This window comes from Piscicoccus intestinalis NBRC 104926 (genome assembly GCF_001515525.1).
In the GTDB taxonomy this organism is placed as follows: Bacteria; Actinomycetota; Actinomycetes; order Actinomycetales; family Dermatophilaceae; genus Kineosphaera; species Kineosphaera intestinalis.
In genome coordinates this window covers 62,388-82,179 of record NZ_BCNQ01000005.1, presented here as the reverse complement: position 1 = coordinate 82,179, position 19,792 = coordinate 62,388, and the positions used below count along the sequence as shown (strand labels likewise).

General features: G+C 72.3%; 15 protein-coding genes. 6 read left to right on the top strand and 9 right to left on the bottom strand.

All coding sequences use genetic code 11. The annotated features are described in order from the left end of the window. The 7 genes from PINTE_RS02280 to PINTE_RS02255 form a co-directional block, all read right to left on the bottom strand. Positions 1-638, bottom strand: a 638-nt coding sequence (locus PINTE_RS02280; RefSeq protein WP_217996467.1) for a hypothetical protein, incomplete at its 3' end; no start/stop codon positions are given. A 329-nt stretch (positions 639-967) separates the two neighbouring features. Continuing rightward, entirely contained in the window at positions 968-1,930 is a 963-nt protein-coding gene (locus PINTE_RS24860; RefSeq protein ID WP_306304837.1) for an AAA family ATPase, read from the bottom strand. Further along, positions 1,924-2,832 (bottom strand): hypothetical protein, encoded by a 909-nt coding sequence (locus PINTE_RS24855; RefSeq protein ID WP_306304836.1) that lies wholly within the window; start codon positions 2,830-2,832, stop codon positions 1,924-1,926. Before PINTE_RS24855 ends, PINTE_RS24860 begins: the two co-directional genes overlap by 7 nt. 167 nt (positions 2,833-2,999) lie before the next feature. Then, positions 3,000-3,851 carry a hypothetical protein gene (locus PINTE_RS21640; protein ID WP_084343118.1) on the bottom strand — a complete coding sequence of 284 codons (852 nt, stop codon included), beginning with the start codon at positions 3,849-3,851 and terminating at the stop codon, positions 3,000-3,002. Positions 3,852-4,083: 232 nt separating this feature from the next. Then, positions 4,084-5,307: a toxic anion resistance protein gene (locus PINTE_RS02265; protein ID WP_068425645.1), complete on the bottom strand. Its 1,224-nt coding sequence runs from the start codon at positions 5,305-5,307 to the stop codon at positions 4,084-4,086. A gap of 208 nt (positions 5,308-5,515) precedes the next feature. Further along, positions 5,516-6,346, bottom strand: coding sequence for a hypothetical protein (locus PINTE_RS02260; protein WP_068425642.1), 831 nt, complete (start codon positions 6,344-6,346; stop codon positions 5,516-5,518). A gap of 44 nt (positions 6,347-6,390) precedes the next feature. Next, complete coding sequence (locus tag PINTE_RS02255) at positions 6,391-7,632, bottom strand: ABC transporter ATP-binding protein (RefSeq protein WP_068425639.1); 1,242 nt, start codon at positions 7,630-7,632, stop codon at positions 6,391-6,393. A 181-nt stretch (positions 7,633-7,813) separates the two neighbouring features. On the opposite strand from PINTE_RS02255, the gene PINTE_RS02250 reads away from it, so the two are divergent. The 3 genes from PINTE_RS02250 (at position 7,814) to PINTE_RS23770 (ending at position 11,073) form a co-directional block, all read left to right on the top strand. After that, entirely contained in the window at positions 7,814-9,019 is a 1,206-nt protein-coding gene (locus PINTE_RS02250) for a glycosyltransferase (protein ID WP_068425636.1), read from the top strand. Further along, positions 9,004-10,290: a glycosyltransferase gene (locus tag PINTE_RS02245; protein ID WP_068425633.1), complete on the top strand. Its 1,287-nt coding sequence runs from the start codon at positions 9,004-9,006 to the stop codon at positions 10,288-10,290. Before PINTE_RS02250 ends, PINTE_RS02245 begins: the two co-directional genes overlap by 16 nt. A gap of 285 nt (positions 10,291-10,575) precedes the next feature. Next, positions 10,576-11,073, top strand: coding sequence for a hypothetical protein (locus tag PINTE_RS23770; protein ID WP_068425630.1), 498 nt, complete (start codon positions 10,576-10,578; stop codon positions 11,071-11,073). Between the two features lie 45 nt (positions 11,074-11,118). On the opposite strand, the gene PINTE_RS02235 is transcribed toward PINTE_RS23770, so the two are convergent. Both PINTE_RS02235 and PINTE_RS02230 read right to left on the bottom strand, forming a co-directional pair. Next, positions 11,119-11,985, bottom strand: coding sequence for a maleate cis-trans isomerase family protein (locus tag PINTE_RS02235; RefSeq protein ID WP_245642755.1), 867 nt, complete (start codon positions 11,983-11,985; stop codon positions 11,119-11,121). A gap of 126 nt (positions 11,986-12,111) precedes the next feature. Further along, complete coding sequence (locus tag PINTE_RS02230; RefSeq protein ID WP_068425627.1) at positions 12,112-13,347, bottom strand: MFS transporter; 1,236 nt, start codon at positions 13,345-13,347, stop codon at positions 12,112-12,114. A 320-nt stretch (positions 13,348-13,667) separates the two neighbouring features. Between PINTE_RS02230 and PINTE_RS02225 the strand changes: the two genes are divergently transcribed. The 3 genes from PINTE_RS02225 to narJ are packed head-to-tail and all read left to right on the top strand — an operon-like array spanning position 13,668 to position 19,790. Further along, positions 13,668-17,405: a nitrate reductase subunit alpha gene (locus PINTE_RS02225; RefSeq protein WP_217996466.1), complete on the top strand. Its 3,738-nt coding sequence runs from the start codon at positions 13,668-13,670 to the stop codon at positions 17,403-17,405. Between the two features lie 52 nt (positions 17,406-17,457). Then, positions 17,458-19,044 (top strand): nitrate reductase subunit beta, encoded by a 1,587-nt coding sequence (gene narH, locus PINTE_RS02220; RefSeq protein ID WP_068425620.1) that lies wholly within the window; start codon positions 17,458-17,460, stop codon positions 19,042-19,044. Beyond that, positions 19,041-19,790 carry a nitrate reductase molybdenum cofactor assembly chaperone gene (gene narJ, locus PINTE_RS02215; RefSeq protein WP_068425617.1) on the top strand — a complete coding sequence of 250 codons (750 nt, stop codon included), beginning with the start codon at positions 19,041-19,043 and terminating at the stop codon, positions 19,788-19,790. Before narH ends, narJ begins: the two co-directional genes overlap by 4 nt. The last annotated feature ends 2 nt before the right edge of the window (positions 19,791-19,792 follow it).

Sequence of the window (19,792 nt, the reverse complement as noted above, 5' to 3'; positions counted from 1 at the left end):
GCGGCGGTGGCGACGACGCCCAGCGCGAGCGAGCCGGCGACGAGCAGCGTGCCGACGAGCAGCGGCGGGTTGATGACCCGGCGGGTCTTGCGCGCGAGCCACACCCCGGTGCCGGCGAGCAGCACGGTGCCGGCGCCGCCGACGAGGATCGGCAGCAGCGTCGCCACCGTGGAGCCGGTGGTGGTGCGCCCCTCGAAGGCCAGCTGGGAGACGGTGTTCGTGGCCTGCGCGAGGGCGGCGTCGGCGGCCTGCAGCCGCTGCCCGGCGGCCCTGTCGGTGGACCCGGCGGAGACGGCTGTGGACGAGGTGGCGGCGTACCCGGTGAGGGCGCGTTGCGCCTGCTCCACCGCGGCGGCGCTCTGCTCGGACGCCGGGCGCAGCGCGGCGAGGCTGACCGCCGCGTCGCCGACCGCCTCCTGCACGTCGGCGGCCGACGCGCCGGAGGCCCCGAGGTAGGCGCTCGTGGCCTGGCCGCGGGCGACGTCGATGTCGGTCAGGGCGCGGGTCGCCGACGAGGCCGTGGCCAGCGTGGCGGCGTCGGTGCGGGCGGTCGATTCGCCGATCGTGATCGCGCCGAACGAGGCCGCGCCCGTCAGCACACCGGCGAGCAGCCCGAGCGCGGAGAGGCGTCGCAGCATCTGCGGGGTCGAACGCGCCGGACGGCCGCCCGGCGCGGTGTTGGTCGCCTTTCGGTCCGGACGCCCCTGCCGGCGGCCCGGGCCGCGTGCGCCGGGGGCCTGCGCGACGCCGGTAGCTCCCGCCCCGGCCGAGGCACCCGAGGTCGTCGAGGCCGTGGACGCTGTCGAGCCCGCCGAAGACGCCGCGGCCGCGGAGCCGGCCGAGGCCGTGGCAGCCGTGGAACCCGGCGAGGCCGTCGCGCCGGGTGCGCCCCGCCCGGAGCGCTGCCTCGCGCCCCGTCCTGCGCCTCGTCCTGTGCCCTGCCCGGAGGGGCCCCGTGGGGGTGTGCTCACGGCGCCTCCTCCTGGCTTTTGTCCGGTGTGTCTGGGCCGTCGATGCTACCCGCGGCGCCGGCGGCGCCCCCGCCCCCCACGGACCCCGGCTCCGCGTCCGGCTCAGAGTCGGGCTCCGCGTCGGGCCCAGAGTCGGGCTCAGCGCCGGGCTTCAGGTCTGGCCCCAGGTCGAGCCCCACGTGGCGCCCCGACGCGGGCCCGGACCCGGGCTCCGACTCGGGCTGCGGACCCGCCGGCGCCGCGAGGTCGTCGTGCTCCTCGAGGTCGACCATCTCGATGGTGCGCAGCTGCTCGGTGGTCGGCTCGGCCTCGTCCTGCAGCCGCCAGGCGTGTCGCCCGATGGCGCCCTCGAGCATGTTGCGGGCGAACCGGCCATTGCCGAACGTCTCGTCGCGCGGGGTGGCGGCGAGGATCTCCCGAAAACGCGTGAGCGCCTGTGGGGACAGGTCGTAATCGGTTGCGGTGGCCATCGATTGCAGGATCGACGTGATCTCGTCGTCGCTGTAGTCGTCAAAGGTGATCGTTGTCCGAAAGCGACTGGCCAGGCCCGGGTTCGTGTCGATGAACCGGGCCATCGGCTCGGGGTAGCCGGCGACGATGACGACGAGGCTGGAGCGGCGGTCCTCCATCTCCTTGACGAGGGTGTCGACCGCCTCCTGCCCGTACTGGTCGCCGGCGAGGGTGTACGCCTCGTCGATGAACAGCACTCCGCCCTCGGCGGATTCGACGACCGTGACGGTCTTCTCGGCGGTCTGCCCGAGGTAGCCGGCGACGAGTTCGCTGCGGTCGACCTCGATGAGCTGGCCCTTCTCCAGGAGCCCGAGCGCGTGGTAGATGCCGCCGACGAGCCGCGCGACGGTCGTCTTGCCGGTGCCGGGGTTGCCGACGAACACCAGGTGCCGGGTGACGGTGGCGGTCTTCAGGCCCGCCTCCTGGCGGCGCAGGTCCATCTTCAGCATCGCGACTTGCCGGTGCACTTCCCGCTTGACGCGCCCCAGCCCGATGAGCTCGTCGAGCTCGGCGAGCAGCTCCTCGACGGATTTCTCCGGAGGCGGTGCCTCCTCCGGCTGCGCCGGTTCGCCCGCCGCGGCCTGGGCGGCGGTGCCGGCCGGCGCGCCCTGGGTCGGGGTGCCCGACGAGACGCCGGTCTCGGCGGACGTGCCGTCGTCGAGCGTGGGCGTGGGGAACTGGATCGGCTGGTCCGGCGCGGCCGGCTGGGGGTCTGGTGCCCGCCGAGGTGGTCGCGCAGCACCTGCCGGGTGGCGTCGGAGAGCGCGCCGAGCTGGTCGAGCACGCGCGCAGCGTTGAGCGAGACCGGAGGCGGGGTCGAGACCTGCGGCCCGAGATCCAGGCTCGACCCGGAACCGGTTCGCGCGCCCGGATCGGCGCCGCGCCGGGTGCCCGGGGCGGGGGAGGGCACGCTGACCGGCGGCGTCAGGCCGGGCACGTTGGAGGCCACCCCGGCGGCCCGCAGCTGGGTGGCGCCGGTCATCGTGGCGCGCCCGATCGACTCCTGCGGGGCGCCGGGGATCGCCGCGGCCGCGGTGGCCACCTCGGCGAGGGCCTTCGCGTAGGCGGGCGCGTCGGCGGGCCGGTCGAGCAGCAACTCGCTGAGCAGGGCGGTCGGGCCGGTGGCGAACCGCCTCCCGCGGGAGGCGTCGTCGAAGAAGTCCTGGACGCTGCCGCCCATGACCTCCTGCCATTGCCGGTGCACCCCGCCCGGCCGGGACGTCTCGAGCACCCCCGCCGCCAGCCGCCGCCCCTCCCGGCGCGCCTCGTCGCCGGACAACCCGGCGGCCTCGCCCACGCGAGCGAGGTCGGCCACGGCATCCGGCAGGCTCGGGGCCTTCGTGCGGGTCATCGGGTCAGCTCCATCGGCATCATCGGCATCATGCTCGTTCACTCACGGGTGGGTGGGGCCACGCAGGTCGGCGCGCAGTTCCGTTCATAGGTCGAGTCACAGGTCGAGTCACAGGTCGAGTCATCGGTCCAGTCACGGGTCCAGTCATCGGTCCAGCACAGGTCCGGTCACAGGTCGAGGCTGCTCGGCGGCCGGAGCCGGTCGACGCGCGGCTCCGGCGGGGACGCGGGCGTCTCGGTCCTCACCGGCTCCTCGGTCTTCACCGGCTCCTCGGTCGTCGTCGGCTCTGGCTCGTCGACCGTCCGCTCGTCGGTCTTCGGCGCGCCCGGCTCGTCGGACCCCTGCGTGACCGGCGCGACCGGCGCGACGGGCCGTTCGAGCCGCCCGCCCGAGCCGCTCGACGCGCTCGAGTCGCTCGACGCGCCCGAGCCGCCCGAGCCCGCTTCCGCCTCCTCGGTTGGCGCAGCCGGCTCGGAGGGCGTGGGCGGCATCGGCGGCACAGGCAGTCCGGCCACCTCCAGGTCGCCGCCGCGGGACCGGGCGCCGAACTTCTCGGCGAGGAACCGCCCGTGGGCGACGAGCGCGTTGGCGTCGTCGCGGCAGACCGCATCGAAGACGGCGTCCATGGTGGCGCCGAGCAGGTCGAGCTGGTCGACGAGCACCATGAGCGCGGTCTTGGGCCCGTCGATGGGGCGCGTGTCGGCGAACCGCCGCGGCAGCCGCAGGTATCCACCGACGGCCTCGGGCAGGTAGTCGGTGGCCGTCGCCATCACCGCGTACGCGCGGTCGCTGCCGGCGCCGAGCGCGTCGAGCCGGGGGATCGTGTCGCGCACCGTGCCCGTGACCCGCAGCACCCGCGCGGTGACCGGTGAGGGCACCCCGCCGTCGGCCACGAGCCGCTCGGTCTCCGCCAGGGCCTCGCGCAGGGCGTCGCCGGTCGGTGGTCGTTGCGGCTCGGGCTCGGGCGCGGGTTCTTCGCTCCGGCCGCCGAGGCGGGAGAAGAAATCCCCGATTGCCATGCCGTCGTCCCCTTCGTCTCACGTGGGCTGGTGCCCCCATCGGTGCCCTCGCTGCGGCTACGAACCGCGGGGCCGCGCGGTTCCGCCCCGGCACCTGTTGGACAGCCTGTCAGATCCCACCGACAAGACCCGTCGGCGAACAGTGCGCACCGTGCCGGAACCGCCCCGCGTCGGCTGTCCCGGCCGGCCGACAGCGGGCGAGTGCGGTCCGGCCGGCGCGGGCGCGTCAGGCTCAGATCCGTTGGCCGCCGCCGAGATCGAGGGTGCCGGTGCGCGTGCGCTGGTCGCTCTTGACGACCCGGTCGAGGTACTCGCGTGACTTGCCGACCTCCGACTCCAGCACCCCGATCGTCGCGGCCATGTTGTCGAGCGCCTCGACCTTGAACGCGTCGATCGCGTCCATCGTCTCGTAGATGTTCTGGAACGCCGCCTGCAGCTGCGGCAGCCCGATCGTCGCGCTCGCGGCCTGCTGCTGGATCGCCACCGAGTTGTCGCGCAGCATCTCGGACGTCGACTGGATCATGTTGCTCGTCGTCGTGTTGAGCGCGGTGATCTGGTCGAGCACGAGCTTCTGGTTGTTCAGCGCCTGCGCGACGATGACCGCCGTGCGCAGCGCGGAGACCGTGGTCGTCGAGGCCCGGTCGACGCCCTTGATCAACTCGATGTTGTTCTTGATGACGATGTCGATCGCCAGGTAGTTCTGGATCGAGACCGCGAGTTGGGTGAGCAGGTCCTGGTGCTTCTGCCGCACGTAGAAGAGCACGTCCTCGCGCATCGACTTGGCCCGGTCGGGGTCGGTGGCCTCGAGCTCGGCGATCTGCGCCGCGATGCGGGCGTCGAGCCGCTCGGCGATGTACACGTACTGGTTGAGCCGGCCCATCGAGTCCCACAGCTGCTGCTTCTCGAGGTTGAGCGCCGCGTTGTCGCGCAGCAGCTCGTCCTGACCGTTGCGCAGCGAGTGCAGGATCGCGTCGAGCTGCTTCTCCGCCGACTCGTAGCGGCGGAAGTAGTCGGTGACCTTGTTGCCCATCGGGATCATCCCGAGCAGCCGCTTGGGCACCGACGCCTGCTTGGGGTCGAGATCTTCGACGGTGCGCCGCAGCTGCTGCAGCGTCGTGCCGACCTTGGAGCCCGACGTGAGGTTTCCTTCGTTGAGGGCCTTCACCGGCGACTTCAGGAGCCGGTTCGAGGTCTCGGCCGCGCGCCGGATGTCGGCGTCGCCCATCGTGCGCACGTCGGCGGCCCGGGTGTCGAACTCCGGCGACTTCGTCGCGGTGCCGCTCAGACCCTCCAGGTACGACTCGACCTTGGCGTCGAGGGCGGGAATGGCTTCCTGCGGCACGGCCGGCGCCATCTTCGGAGCGGCGGTCTGCGCGACCGGCTGGGTCGCGGCGGGCGCCTCGAGCGTCAGCGGGGCCGCCTGGGCGGCGGGCGGGGGTGTCAACGGCTGGGTCATCGATGTCCTCCGTGTGTGGTGTCGCTGTGCCCACGAGTGGTGCAACGGTCCTGCTATCGAGGATCGCAGACGTTGCGGCGATGCGTCGTCTCGCATGTCGGCCCGCGCCCGTCGAGGCCGGTGAGCCCGCCGAACCCGCTCAGCCCACCGAGCCCGCCGAGCCCGCCGAGCCCGCCGAGCCCGCCGAGCCCGCCCGCCGAGCCCGGGGTCAGCGGAACCGGCGACCCTCGTCTCGCGCGTACGCCCGCGCGGCGCCGACGAGCGCCGCCACCGCCCAGGCCGCCCAGACGAGTACCGGTACCCACCCGCCCCCGCCGGCCCACACGGGCTCGACGAAGCCCTGCCCGAGCACCGCGAGCACGCCCTCGCGCACGGCCCGCGTCGGCAGCGCCCATGACAAGGCCTCCAGCCAGGGCGGAAACACCCCCGGAGGCAGCACCAGCCCGCCCGCGAACGCCAGCGGCACAACGAGCAGTTGGGTCATCGCCACCGTCGTCGAGGGGGAGAACGAGTAGCCGACGATCAGCGCGAGCCCGAGAAACGGCACGCACCCGACGATGGCCACCACCCAAGCCCCCAGCATCGACGCGAGCCTGGCGAGTGCCCCGGCTGCCCCGCTGGTCGCGGCGCCGGACACGTGCCCGAGCGCCTCGGGCAGCGCGGTCGTCGCCAGCGCGGCGAGCGTCAGCGGCAGCAGGCATCCGGCCACGGCGATGAGGGTGACGGCGAGCCGGCCGGCGGTCATGATCCACCCCGACGCGGGCAGGGTACGCACGTACGTCGACCACGCGGAGGCGCGTTCCTCCGCGGCGTTGATGCCGAGCCCGAAGACGCTGACCGCGAGGCCGCCGAACACTGCCATCTGCGCGAAGGCCTGTGCCGACTGGGTCGGGTCGCCCGCCAGCGCGTCGATCGGCGCGACGATCGCCAGCAGCGCCACCGCCGGCGCCAGCAGGAGGAACACCAACTGGGCCGGGGAGCGCAGCAACACCTGGCCCTGGGCCCGGGCGTGCGCGCGCACGAGGCGGGCACTCGGCACACGCGCCTCGTCCGGCCCATTCGGCCCGCGTGAGTCGTCACGAGTCATGTCTGCTCCGCCCCGCGCAGGGTGCTGCGCAGCACGTCGTCGAGGTCGGCGCGCTGCACGAGGATGTCGTGGGCGTCGGGGTCGAGGCTCAGCAGCGCGCGCAGCGACGCGTCCGAATCGGCGCTGTCGAGCTCCACGAGCCGTCCGGCACCCGCGGACGTTTCGCCGAATCGACTATCCCGATCGCTGCCGCGCCGCGCACCGCCGGTATCGTCGCAGGTCAGCGACTTGGGGGTGACGGTCGGGAAGAATCGCGATCGTCGATTTGGCGATTCCTTCGGCGAGCCTGCACCGGATGCCGTCGCGGTCGAGCCCCCGGACTCCTCGGCGCGGCGCTCGTCGGGCGCCCCAGACCCCGCCAACCCCGCGAACCCCTCGGACCCCTCGGGCGCCGTGGACCTCTCGGGCGCTGCGGACCCCTCGGAAGCCTCGGATGCCTCGAACCCCCCGGACCCCTCGGACGCCTCGATCGTCGCGCCCGCCTCGACGACGCGGGCCCCGAGCACTCCCGGCAGGTCGCGCAGCCGATCCAGGCCGACGGTGGTGCGCGCACGCAGCCGCCGCGCTCGGGCCCGGGCGCGAAAGTCCTCGAGGGTGTCGTCGGCGACGATGCGCCCGCCGCTCAGAACGACGACGCGCTCGCAGCCACGCTCGACGTCACGCAGGTCGTGGCTGCTCAGCAGCACGGTCACACCGTCTACCCGGGCCCGCTCGACGACCCGACTGACGACATCGCGCGAATCGGTGTCCAGCCCGGCCGTCGGCTCGTCGAGCAGCAGCACCCGAGGCCGTCCGGCCAGCGCGAGTGCCAGGCTGATCCGGCGCCGCTGCCCGCCGGACAGCGCCCCGCACTGCCGGTCGCGCGCCGACTCCAGCCCGACGAGCCGCAGCAGCTCTCGCGCACCGACCGGGTCGGGGTGGTGCGCGCGCACCAGGTCGAGCACCTCCTCGACGCGCAGCGTGTCCGGCAGCGCGTCGACCTGCGGCGTCATCCCGAGCCCCCGGCGCGTCGCGGCGCGCACCGGATCGGCGCCCAGCAGCCGCACCTGCCCGGAGTCGGGGCGCCGCAGCCCCGCGACGAGCCCGAGCAGTGTCGACTTTCCCGCGCCGTTCGGGCCCAGCAGCCCCACGCTCTCACCGGGCCCAACCGCCAGGTCGATGCCCTCCAGCGCGCGGACCGGCCCGAACGACTTCGACACCCCCGCGCACGCCACGGCCGCGTGGGACGTGCTGCCCATCAGAACACCCCCGGTCACGTCGCGTGGTCTGCCGCCAACCGTAGGTCGCCCGTGCCAGCAGCGCGCCCCGAAACTCCCGTGAGCCCGCACGAAGCCGCCCCGGCCCGAGGTGCCCCGGAACGCGTTGAATCCTCCTGCCCCGCATCGGCGTAGCCCGGGCCCGCGGTGGGCACAGGGAGGCATGCCCGTCGTCCACCTCGTCGCGCTCGGCACGCGCGGCGACGTCGCGCCCGCGGTGGTGGTGGCCGCGCAGCTGCGCGCCCGCGGGCACGAGGTGCTCGTGCACGGCGCGGACCGCTACGCCGGGCTCGCCGCGGCGGAGTCGGTGCCGTACCGCGCCGCGGGCGACGTCGACCTCTTCGGCAGCACCCCGACGAGCCGACGGCTCACCCTCTCGCAGGCGGGAATCACCTACGCGCTGCTACGCCGTCGCTACCGTGCGTGGAGCGCGGGCCTGTGGGCGCGGCTGCGTGACGCCGACCCGCGCGACGTGCTGCTGTGCGGTCTCGGCAGCGCCGCCCTCGCCTCCGCCTGGCGCGGACGAGGCGGGCGCGCGGCCCTCCTGCTCGTCGGCGACGTGCGCCCGCCCGGGCCACCCGCCCCCGGGGTGTCAGGGCAGAACGGGCAGCCAGGGCAGCCCGGGCGGCTGACCGTCTCCGAACGCTGCCGGCGCAGCCTGATGTGGCCGTTGACGATGCAGATGTCGGCGGCTCCGGGCGCCGCGCGACACGACGTGCCGCTGCCGACCGTGCTCGCGGTCAGCCGCACGCTCGCCGGTGGCGCGCCGCTGCCCGCTCACGTCGTGCGCACCGGACACCTGTTCGGCCCTGTTCCGGCGGCGGCAGCCCCGCAGCCGGCGACACCCGTGGTCTATGTCGGCCTCGGCTGGTTGACCGACCCCTCCGGCCGGCTCCTGCACCGGCTCGCCGACGCCGCCGGCGCCGTCGGCTGCCGGCTCGTCACCGATGCGGCGCCGCTCGCGGAGATCGACGACCCGCCGCGGTCGGTGGCGAGCGCCGACGAGACCGATCATCGCCGGCTCTTCGGGCAGGTCGCCGGGGTGCTGCACCACGGCGGCGCGGGCACCACCGTGACCGGACTGCTCGCCGCGCGCCCGACGGCGATCATCCCGATGCTCGGCGACCAGTTCGCCCTCGCGCGCCGGGTGCACGACCTCGGAGCCGGCCCGCGCCCGCTGCACCGCCACGTCCTCACCGATCGGGCCCTGCGCCGCACGCTCGCCGCGCTCGCCGACCCGCCCGAGCGGTTTCGCCGCGCGGCTAGCGAGCTCGCCGACGCCCTGACGGCCGAGGATGGCGTCAGGCGCACGACCGAGGCGTGCGAACGGATCATCGAGGGAGGCCGACCTGCGTGCACGTCGTCGTGAGCACCACCCCGATCCCCGCGCATACCTTCAACGCGAGCGTGTTCGTCGCGGCGCTGGTGGCCGGCGGCGACCGGGTGACCTGGCACGCTCCCCGCGAATACCACGCGGCGATCAGCGCGCTCGGCGCCGAGCCGGCCGACGTCGAGCGAGCCTGGGACCCGCAGCGCGACAGCGGCGGCATCCCGGTCATGGGCACGCTGCGCGAGGTGCGCCGCGGGTACGCCCGCCACATCGTCGGGCGCGCCGCCGGCCGGGTCGACGACGTCGAGCGGCTGCTGCGCCGCACGGGCGCCGACCTGGTGCTCGCCGACACCCTCGCCTACGGAGCCGGGCTGGCCGCCCAGGCCGTCGGTGTGCCCTGGGCGAGCTTCGGCGACGGCCCGCTGCACGACCGCGATCCCGACACCCCGCCCTTCGGCTCCGGCCTGCCGTACCGCACCGGCCCGCACCAGCGGCTGCGCAACCGTGTCGTGCATCGCGCCAGCGACGCGCTGTTCACCGCCTCCGCGCGCGCCCTGCGGGAGACGGCCCGCGCCCGCGGCCTGCCGCCCGACCCCCGTGGGGTGCTCGCCGCCGGGGTCTCGCCGCAGCTGCACCTGCACGGCGGGGTGCCGGGGCTGGAGTACCCGCGCCACCACGGTCTGCCCGCCGGGCTGCAGTTCGTCGGGAGTCTGTACCGGCGCCCACCCGGGGCACAGTCTCCGCGGTGGTGCGCCGGGCTCGGCGCCGATCCCCGGCCGGTGATCGCCCTGACCCAGGGCAGCCTGCGGCGCGACCCGGCCGAACTCATCGAGCCGACGCTGCACGCGCTGGCCGACGAGGACTGCACGATCGTCGTCGCCGCAGGCTCCCCGGCCGTCGCCGCGCGCCTGCGCCCGCCGGCGGGGCGCGCGCGAGTGCTCGCCGACGCCTACGTGCCGTACGACGACCTGCTGCGCCACGCCACGGTCTTCGTCACCAACGGCGGCTGGACGGGAGTGACCACCGCGCTGGCGTACGGCGTGCCCGTCGTGCAGGCCGGGCGCACGGAGGAGAAGGCCGACATCGGGCGCCGGGTCGAATGGAGTTCCTCGGGATGCTCGCTGCGCGGGCGCCGCATCACTGCGCGAGCCCTGCGAGCCGCCGTTCGTCGGGTGCGCACCGATCCCGCGATCCGACGCGGGGTCGCCGCGGTGCGAGCCGAATTCGACGCGCGCGACGCCGGGATCGCCGGGCGAGAGCTGCTGCGCCAGCAGGCGGGTGCCGACCCCGCCGCACCCACCCGCTCCTGATGTATACATGGCCGTCTCGACACGAGAACGACTCGCGGGAACCAAGTTGTGGTGGCCGCCCTCGAAACCGGTAGCGTCGCGCTCGAACGGTGGTTCCACGCGGGGGGTCTGACGTGGGCATCGTTCGTCGTTCGGGGGGTGTCTACCGCCGCTACCGACCCCGGTCGGTACGGCAAATGTGTTGTAGCGCATACGGACTCGCAGGCACGAGAGTGCTCAGTGCGGCGCCCCGGATGCCGAAGAGGAGGCAACGCCCAGCAGTACCAGCAGGCAGGAGGTGACACGATGACCAGCACATTCGACCTTTCGCTGCTGCTGCACGCGGCAGCGGCCGAGACGGGTCGTTTCGTCACCGGCGACGTGCGATGGATGCCCGCCGCGCCGGACGATCTGCGCGTTCTCACCGAGTCCGATCGCGAACTGCTCGAGGTCGTCACCGGCGAACGCTTCGGCCGCGACACCGCCCCCGGGAAGCCTGGCGCCGAGCCGAACGAGCTGAACGGGCCGACCGAGCCGACCGAGCCGACCGAGCCGACCGAGCCGACCGAGCCGACCGAAGCGACCGAACCGGCTCCGGCCAGCTTTCTTGCCTGGCAGCTCATCTGCGACCGTCGCACCGGCGCCCTCACCGGCCCGGTGACGGTGCCGTACGTCGAGTCTTTGTTCACCGACTACGAGATGTGCGTCGACGGAAACCCCATGTCCGACGACATCTTCGACCTCGCGCTCGCCTACCTCGTGGGCCGCGACCTGCGGGTCGACCCCACCGTCATCTGGGTCTGAGCCCACCTGAGCCCATCTGAGCCCATCTGAGTCCACCGGCACCGGTCAGAGGAACAGCCGACCCAACCCCTCGACTCGGCCGTGCCAGCCGGCCAGCCGCAGCCCGTACCACGCGGTCACCTGATTGGCCGTGAGCACGATCTTGTCGAGACCGCGCTCCAGATCGTCGATGAGCCGCAGGGTGTGCAGCGCGGTGTCCGGCACGACGACGGCCTGCACGTCGGCGGGAAACCGGTCTCCGATGAGGTCGCGCACCTGCTCGGCGCTCAGGGCGTCCGCGTGCTCGCCGATGCGAGGCCGGCTGCAGCACGAGGCGACCGAGAAGCCCTCGTCGGTGAGCAGGTGCACGAAGTGCCCGGTGACGGCCGGCGGGTAGGTCGCCGCCACCGCGATCCTCGTCACCCGCAGGGCCCGCAAGGCCTCGACGAAGGCGATGCTCGTCGACGAGGCGGGCACTCGCGCGGCATCGGCGATCCACCGCGCCTGCCGCTGGACGCCGGCCGTGCCGTAGACGAAGCTGCCCGACGTGCAGGCCCACATCACCGCGTCGGCCCCGTGGATCCGCGCCGCGCGCAGCGCCGCCGGCGCCAGCCGCTCCTTGGTGCCCAGCGCGAGCAGCGACTCGACGTCGTGCAGGGTGGGCCCCCGCCAGGTGTGCTCGACGGGCAGGTTGACGCCGTCGAGCTGCTCTGCGAGCCAGGCGTATTCGTCCTGCGCGCCGTGCCCCGGATAGAGCATCGCGACCGTGTGGGTGCGTTCGGAGACCGTGGTGACCGACCCGGTGGCCGGCTCCCCGGCGGGCCCGCCGCGGGCGGTGTCGTGACGCCGGCCTCCGGCTCCGGCCAGCGGCCGGATCACCGACAGCGACCCGGTGGGGGAGTCGGAGACCGAAGAGAAGGACGAGGTGGACATTCTTGAACTCTCTCAGCCCGAGCCGATGCTGTCGACACGCGCGGAGGCCGCCCCGGCACACTGCGCGGGGCGGCCCCTGGGCGTCATCCGGCGGTGCGGTCGCGCCCGCGACCTCCCGCCGAGGGGTCAGGCCTTCTGCGCCTCCATCGTGAGCACGGTGCGGTTGACGATGGTGAACGTCAGCAGCAGGGTCAGGGCGGCGGTGGCCGCGAGCATCCACAATCCGATGGCGTAGGAGCCGGTGTTGCCGTAGACGGCGCCCATGATGAGCGGCGGCACGAACCCGCCGAGGCCGCCGGCCGCGCCGACCAGACCGGTCACGCCGCCGACCCGGCTCGGCTCGGTGGCCTGCGCGATGAGTGCGAATGTGGCGCCGCTACCGGCGCCGAGGGCGGCGGCCAGCACGAGGAAGGCGATCGTTCCGCCCGCCTCCAGGGCGGGGGAGGCCGCGGCGATCGCCGCGCAGACGGCGACGTGCGAGAACACCATGCCGAGCACGGGCACGGCGCCGAACTTGTCGGCCAGCCAGCCGCCGACCGGCCGCATGAGCACCGCGATGACCACGAAGCCGGCCATGCGGTTGGCGGCGTCGGCCGTCTCCAGGCCGTGCGCGGTGCGCAGGTAGGCGGGCAGGTACACGGAGAAGGCCACGTAGCCACCGAAGGAGACGGCGTACAGGATGCAGGCCTGCCACGTGATCGGCAGCTTGCTCGTGGCGGCGAGCCGGCTCATGAGGGTGCCGGGGGCCTGGGTCCGGCCGGGCGCATCGCGCATGAGTAGCCAGGAGATGACGGTGAACGCGCCGAGCGCGGCGGCGGTGATGAGGAACGGCAGCAGCTGACCCTGCTTGAACAGCGGCACCGTGGTCAGCGCGCTGATCGCCGTGCCACCCATGCCGACACCGAAGATGCCGACCACCAGTCCGCGCTTCTGCGGCGGGAACCACGCGTTGACGAACGGCACGCCGACCGCGAACGCGGTGCCTCCGATGCCGAGGAAGAAGCCCCCGATGAGGATCAGCACGTAGGAGTGGATGCCGATGAAGCCGAGGAAGAGCACCGGCACGATCGTGATCGCCGAGACCAGCGGGAACATGATGCGGCCGCCGTAGCGGTCGGTGAGCGCGCCGACGGGGATGCGCCCGAGCGAGCCGACGATCACCGGCACCGCGACCATGAGGGAGACCTGGAACTCGGAGAGCTCACCCAGCGTCTTGTCCGCGCGGAACAGCGGGCCGAGCGGGCTCAGCAGCGCCCAGGCCCAGAAGTTCAGCGCGAAGCCGAGGGTGGCCAGACCGAGCATGAGCCACGGGTTGCCCGGCGACTTCGCGCCGGTGTCGGTCGGGTGGCCGGGACTGCTCATCGTCGCTCCTGTGCGGGTGGGTGGGGCGTGGGATGTGGCGTCAAGCTAGCCCCCCATGGACGTGGGGCCGGTGTAACAGTAGGCGGTACGTCGGCGGCACTGGCCGGGACGAGCCGGGCATATTGCTACCCGTCGGCCTGGCCGACCGGGCCGGTGGCCTGCCTAGTATTAGACCGAAGTTTCAAGTAACAAATATAGGAGCGATCGTTGTCGCTCCACGCTCGCTGACCTGAGCAGTTTCCGGCGGGGGCCCGTGGACGTCGACGGTTCCCGCCTCGCGGCGTTCGACGACAGATGGCCTGACGACGAAGGAGACACGGGTGAGCACCACGGCACAGCGGCCGGCTTCCGGGCACAACGGTTCTGGGGACGGGGTCCTCGGGATGGGGCGCTTCTTCCACAAGCGGGGCGAGGTCTCGCAGGACGGGCGCAGCATCACCCACGAGGGCGGGCGCGGAGCCGACAGCTTCTACCGCGACCGGTGGAGCCACGACAAGGTGGTGCGCTCCACGCACGGCGTCAACTGCACCGGCTCCTGCTCGTGGAAGGTCTACGTCAAGGACGGGATCATCACGTGGGAGGCGCAGCAGACCGACTATCCGACGACCGGTGACGACAGTCCGGAGTACGAGCCGCGCGGCTGCCCCCGCGGCGCCGCCTTCTCCTGGTACACCTACAGCCCGACGCGGGTGCGCTACCCGTACGCGCGCGGCGTGCTGCTGACGATGTACCGCGAGGCCAAGGAGCAGTACGGCGACCCGGTCGAGGCGTGGGCGAGCATCGTCGAAGACCCGGAGAAGTCCCGCACGTACAAGCGGGCCCGCGGCAAGGGCGGCCTCGTGCGCACCTCCTGGGAGGAGGCCGTCGAGATCGCGGCCGCGGCCCACGTCTACACGACGAAGACGTACGGGCCCGACCGCCTCGCCGGGTTCTCGGTCATCCCCGCGATGTCGCAGATCTCCTACGCCGCGGGCACGCGGTTCTACTCGCTGGTCGGCGGAACCGTGCTGTCGTTCTACGACTGGTACGCCGACCTGCCGCCGGCTTCGCCGCAGATGTTCGGCGACCAGACCGACGTGCCGGAGTCGGCCGACTGGTGGAACTCCGCCTACCTCATGATGTGGGGGTCGAACGTGCCGGTCACCCGCACGCCCGACGCGCACTTCATGGCCGAGGTGCGCTACCGCGGCACGAAGGTCGTCTCGGTCAGCCCCGACTTCGCCGACAACGCCAAGTTCGCCGACGAGTGGGTGGCGGTGCACCCCGGCACCGACGCGGCGATGGCGATCGCGATGGGGCACGTGATCCTCAAGGAGTTCTTCGTCGAGCAGCCGACGAAGGAGTTCATCGACTACACCAAGACGTTCAGCGACCTGCCGTTCCTCGTGCAGCTCGAGCGCCGCGGCGACGCCTTCGTGCCGGGCAAGTTCCTCGTCGCCTCCGACCTCACCCACGACGACTGGGCGCACGAGGACGCGGCCTCCGAGAACGCCGACTTCAAGACCGTGCTCATGGCCCCCGACGGCGGCCCGGTCGTGCCGAACGGCTCGATGGGCTTTCGCTACGGCGAGTCCGGCAAGGGCAAGTGGAACCTCGACCTGGAGGGCCTCGACCCCGTGCTCAGCGTCATGGACGTCGACGGCTCCGACGAGCAGACCTACGCCGTCGAAGTCGAGCTGCCGCGCTTCGACACCCCCGGCGGGCAGGGCGCCGTGCTGCGGCGCGGCGTGCCCGTCCGCGAGGTGGCGGGTCGGCCGGTCTGCACCGTCTACGACCTCATGCTCGCCAACTACGGCGTCGCCCGGGAGGGCATGCCCGGCACGTGGCCCGCCTCCTACGACGACCCGAGCCAGGTCGGCACCCCCGAGTGGCAGGAGTCGTTCACCGGCGTCCCCGCCGCGCAGTGCATCCGCATCGCCCGCGAATTCGCTACGACCGCACGCGATTCCGGCGGTCGCTGCATGATCATCATGGGAGCCGGTACCAACCACTGGTTCCACTCCGACACGATCTACCGCTCGTTCCTCACGCTGACCACGCTCACCGGCTGCCAGGGCAAGAACGGAGGCGGGTGGGCCCACTACGTCGGTCAGGAGAAGGTGCGCCCGCAAACGGGATTCGCGCAGATGGCGTTCGCTCTCGACTGGCAGCGCCCGGCCCGGCAGAACATCTCCGCGGCGTTCTTCTACCTGCACACCGGTCAGTGGCGCTACGACTCCCACGGCGCCGACGTGCTCTCCTCGGCCACGGGCACCGGTCTGTTCGAAGGCAAGTCGCCGGCCGACCTGCTCGCCGCCTCCGCCCGGATGGGGTGGATGCCGAGCTATCCGACGCTGTCGGGCAACATCCTCGACCACTGCGACGCCGCGAAGTCCGAGGGCATCAGCCCGCAGGAGTACGTGCTGCGCGAACTGCAGAACGGCAACATCCGATTCGTCGCCGAGGATCCCGACGGCGAGGGCAACTGCCCCAAGGTGCTGACGATCTGGCGCTCGAACCTGCTGGGCTCCAGCTCGAAGGGCAACGAGTACTTCAACAAGATCCTGCTCGGCGCCGACAACTCGCTGCGCGCGCAGATGGCGCCCGAGGGTAAGCGCGGCAGCGAGGTGCGCTGGAACGACGACCTGCCCGAGGGCAAGCTCGACATGGTGCTCACCCTCGACTTCCGCATGACGAGCACGACGCTGTTCTCCGACATCGTGTTGCCCGCGGCCACCTGGTACGAGAAGCACGACCTGTCGACCACCGACATGCACCCGTTCGTGCACGCGTTCAACCCGGCGATCAACCCGCCGTGGCAGACCCGCACCGACTACGCGACGTTCGGCGCCCTCGCCGAGAAGTTCAGCGAACTCGCCCGCGTGCACCTGGGAACCCGCACCGATATGATCCTCGCGCCGCTGCAGCACGACACCCCCGATCAGCTGGCGTACTCGCGGGGCATCGTCAAGGACTGGCGCCACGGCGACTGCGAGCCCGTTCCCGGCAAGACGATGCCGAAGATGATCCCCATCGAGCGCGACTACACCGCGATCGCGCAGAAGTGGGGGGCGATCGGGCCGCTGGCCGAGAAGCTCGGCATGCCGACCAAGGGCGTCGTTTTCGACCCGACTCCGGAGATCGACAAGCTGCGCCACCACAACGGCACCGTGCGGGGCGGCGCCGGAGCCGGGCGGCCCTCGCTGGCCCGCGACCGCGACATGGGCGACGCGATCCTGCACCTGTCCGGCACCACCAACGGCCGGCTGGCGACCGAGGGCTGGAAGCAGGTCGAGGCCCGCACCGGCAAGCACTTCACCGACCTGTCCGAGGGCGAGGCCGGGCACCTCATCACGTTCCGCGACACTCAGGAACGGCCGCAGCCGGTCATCACCTCCCCGGAGTGGTCCGGCTCCGAGCACGGCGGCCGGCGCTACAGCGCCTTCGTCGTCAACGTCGAGCGGCTCAAGCCGTGGCACACGCTCACCGGCCGGCCGCAGTTCTACATCGACCACGACTGGCTGCAAGAGATCGGCGAGGCGCTCCCGGTGTTCCGGCCGCCGCTGAACCTCACCGCCTTGTACGGCGAGCCGGGCATCGGCCAGCCGGGCGCCGACGGGGTCGGCATCACCGTGCGCTACCTCACGCCGCACAACAAGTGGTCGATCCACTCGGAGTACCAGGACAACCTGCTCATGCTCAGCCTCGCGCGCGGCGGCCAGGTCATCTGGATGAGCGTGCAGGACGCCGCGAAGTGCGGCATCGCCGACAACGACTGGATCGAGGCGGTCAACCGCAACGGCGTCGTCGCCGCCCGTGCGATCGTCTCCTCGCGCATGCCCGAGGGACTGGTGTACATGCACCACGCCCAGGACCGCACGATCGACGTGCCGATCGCCGAGGCATCCGGCAAGCGCGGCGGCATCCACAACTCGATCACCCGGGTGATGTTCAAGCCCTCGCACGTGGCCGGCGGGTACGCCCAGATCAGCTGGGCCTTCAACTACTACGGCCCGACCGGCAACAACCGCGACGAGGTCACCGTGATCCGGCGCCGTTCGCAGGACGTGACGTACTGATGAACGCGACGAGCAGCAACCAGCACCGGCAGGCGAAGGCAGGAGAGCTCTGATGCGTGTCATGGCCCAGATGGCGATGGTGATGAACCTCGACAAGTGCATCGGGTGTCACACCTGTTCGGTCACGTGCAAGCAGGCGTGGACCAACCGCACCGGCACCGAGTACGTGTGGTGGAACAACGTCGAGACCCGGCCCGGCCAGGGCTACCCGCGCACCTACGAAGACCAGGAGCGCTGGAAGGGCGGCTGGATCGTCAAGAACGGCAAGCTCGAACTCAAGGCCGGCGGGCGCATCAAGAAGCTGCTGCAGATCTTCGCCAACCCCGTGCTGCCCGGCATCGAGGACTACTACGAGCCGTGGACGTACGACTACGACACGCTCATCAGCGCGCCGCTCGGCGAACACACCCCGGTCGCGCGTCCGTACTCGCTGATCTCCGGCAAGCCGATGAACATCTCGTGGTCGGCGAACTGGGACGACAACCTCGGCGGCTCGCCCAACCTCACGCGCAGCGACCCGATCCTGCGCAAGGTCAACGAGGACGTCAAGCTCGAGTTCGAGAAGACGTTCATGTTCTACCTGCCCCGCATCTGCGAGCACTGCCTCAACCCGGCGTGCGCGGCCAGCTGCCCCAGCGGCGCGATCTACAAGCGCACCGAGGACGGCATCGTGCTCGTCGACCAGGACGCGTGCCGCGGCTGGCGGCAGTGCATCACCGGCTGCCCGTACAAGAAGGTCTACTTCAACCACCGCACCGGCAAGGCCGAGAAGTGCACGTTCTGCTTCCCGCGCGTCGAGGTCGGCATCCCCACGGTCTGCTCCGAGACCTGCGTGGGCCGGCTGCGCTACATCGGCCTGGTGCTCTACGACGCCGACAAGGTCGCGGAAGCCGCCGCCAACCCCGACGACAAGGCGCTCTACCAGGCGCAGCGCGAGTGCTTCCTCGACCCCGACGACGTCGAGGTGCAGCGCGCGGCCGTCGCCGCCGGCATCCCGGAGGACTGGCTGGAGGCGGCCCGACGGTCTCCGGTGTGGGCGCTCATCAACAAGTACGAGGTGGCGCTGCCGCTGCACCCGGAGTACCGCACGATGCCGATGGTCTGGTACATCCCGCCGCTGAGCCCGATCGTCGACGAGGTCACCAAGACCGGTGTCGACGGTGAAGACAGCGACGTGCTGTTCGCCGCCATCGACAGCCTGCGCATTCCCACCAGCTACCTGGCCGAGTTGTTCACCGCCGGTGACGTGGCCGTCGTCGAGGGCGTGCTGAAGAAGCTCGCGGCGATGCGCTCGTACATGCGCGACATCAACCTCGGTCGCGACCCCCGCGGCGAGATCCCCGCCGCCGTCGGCATGGAGGAGGAGGAGATGTACGACATGTACCGCCTCCTGGCCATCGCCAAGTACGACGAGCGCTACGTCATCCCCACCGCCCACGCCGAAGACGCCCACCGCCTCGAGGAACTCGCCACCGACTGCGCCGTCTCCGAATACGGCGGAGGCAGCCCGTTCGGCCAGGACTCCGGCCGCGGCGGCCCCGTGCCGGTGGCCATCCAGACGTTCGCGGAGACCAAGCGCCGTCAGGAGTCCGACGCGATGGGTACGCCCGCCGACCGCGAGGGAGGCCTGACCCAATGAGGATCCCGCTGACTCTGCTGCGCCGGCCTCCCAAGTCCGCGCAGCCGAAGGACGCCGCGGGCTCGGCGCCCGCCCGCCGGCCGGCCCACGAACGCGCCGCCGGCGTGCACGTCGACGACGCGACCCGGCAGTTGTACCAGGTGCTCTCGCTCGTGCTCGACTACCCGACCCGGCAGCTGCAGGACCGGCTCCCGCTGCTGCGCGAGGCGGTCGACGGCGCCGCCGGCCACGGCGTGAAGTCGGCGCGCACCCTCCTGCCGCTGCTCGACCGGCTCCAGCACACCCCGCTGGAGGCCCTCGAACGGGAGTACGTCGAGACCTTCGACCTGCGCCGCCGCTGCTGCCTGCACCTGAGCTACTACGGCTACGGCGACACTCGTAAGCGCGGCATGGCGCTGCTCGACATCAAGCAGGCGTATCAGGCCAGTGGTGTCGACCTCTCCGAGGACGAACTGCCCGACCACCTGTGCGTGCTGCTGGAGTTCACCGCCACCGTCGACCCCGCCGTCGGCCGCGTGCTGCTCCTGGACCACCGGGCTGGCATCGAGCTGCTGCGCATCTCGCTCGCCGACCGCAGCTCCGCCTACCTGGCCGCCATCGAGGCCCTCACCGGCACCTTCCCCGTCCTGGTCGGCAGCGACCGCGACGCCGTGAGCAAGCTCATCGCCACCGGCCCTCCCGACGAGGAAGTCGGCATGGAGGCATACCAGTCCGGCAGTTTTTCGAGCGAATTCGTGAGGGCGTAGTC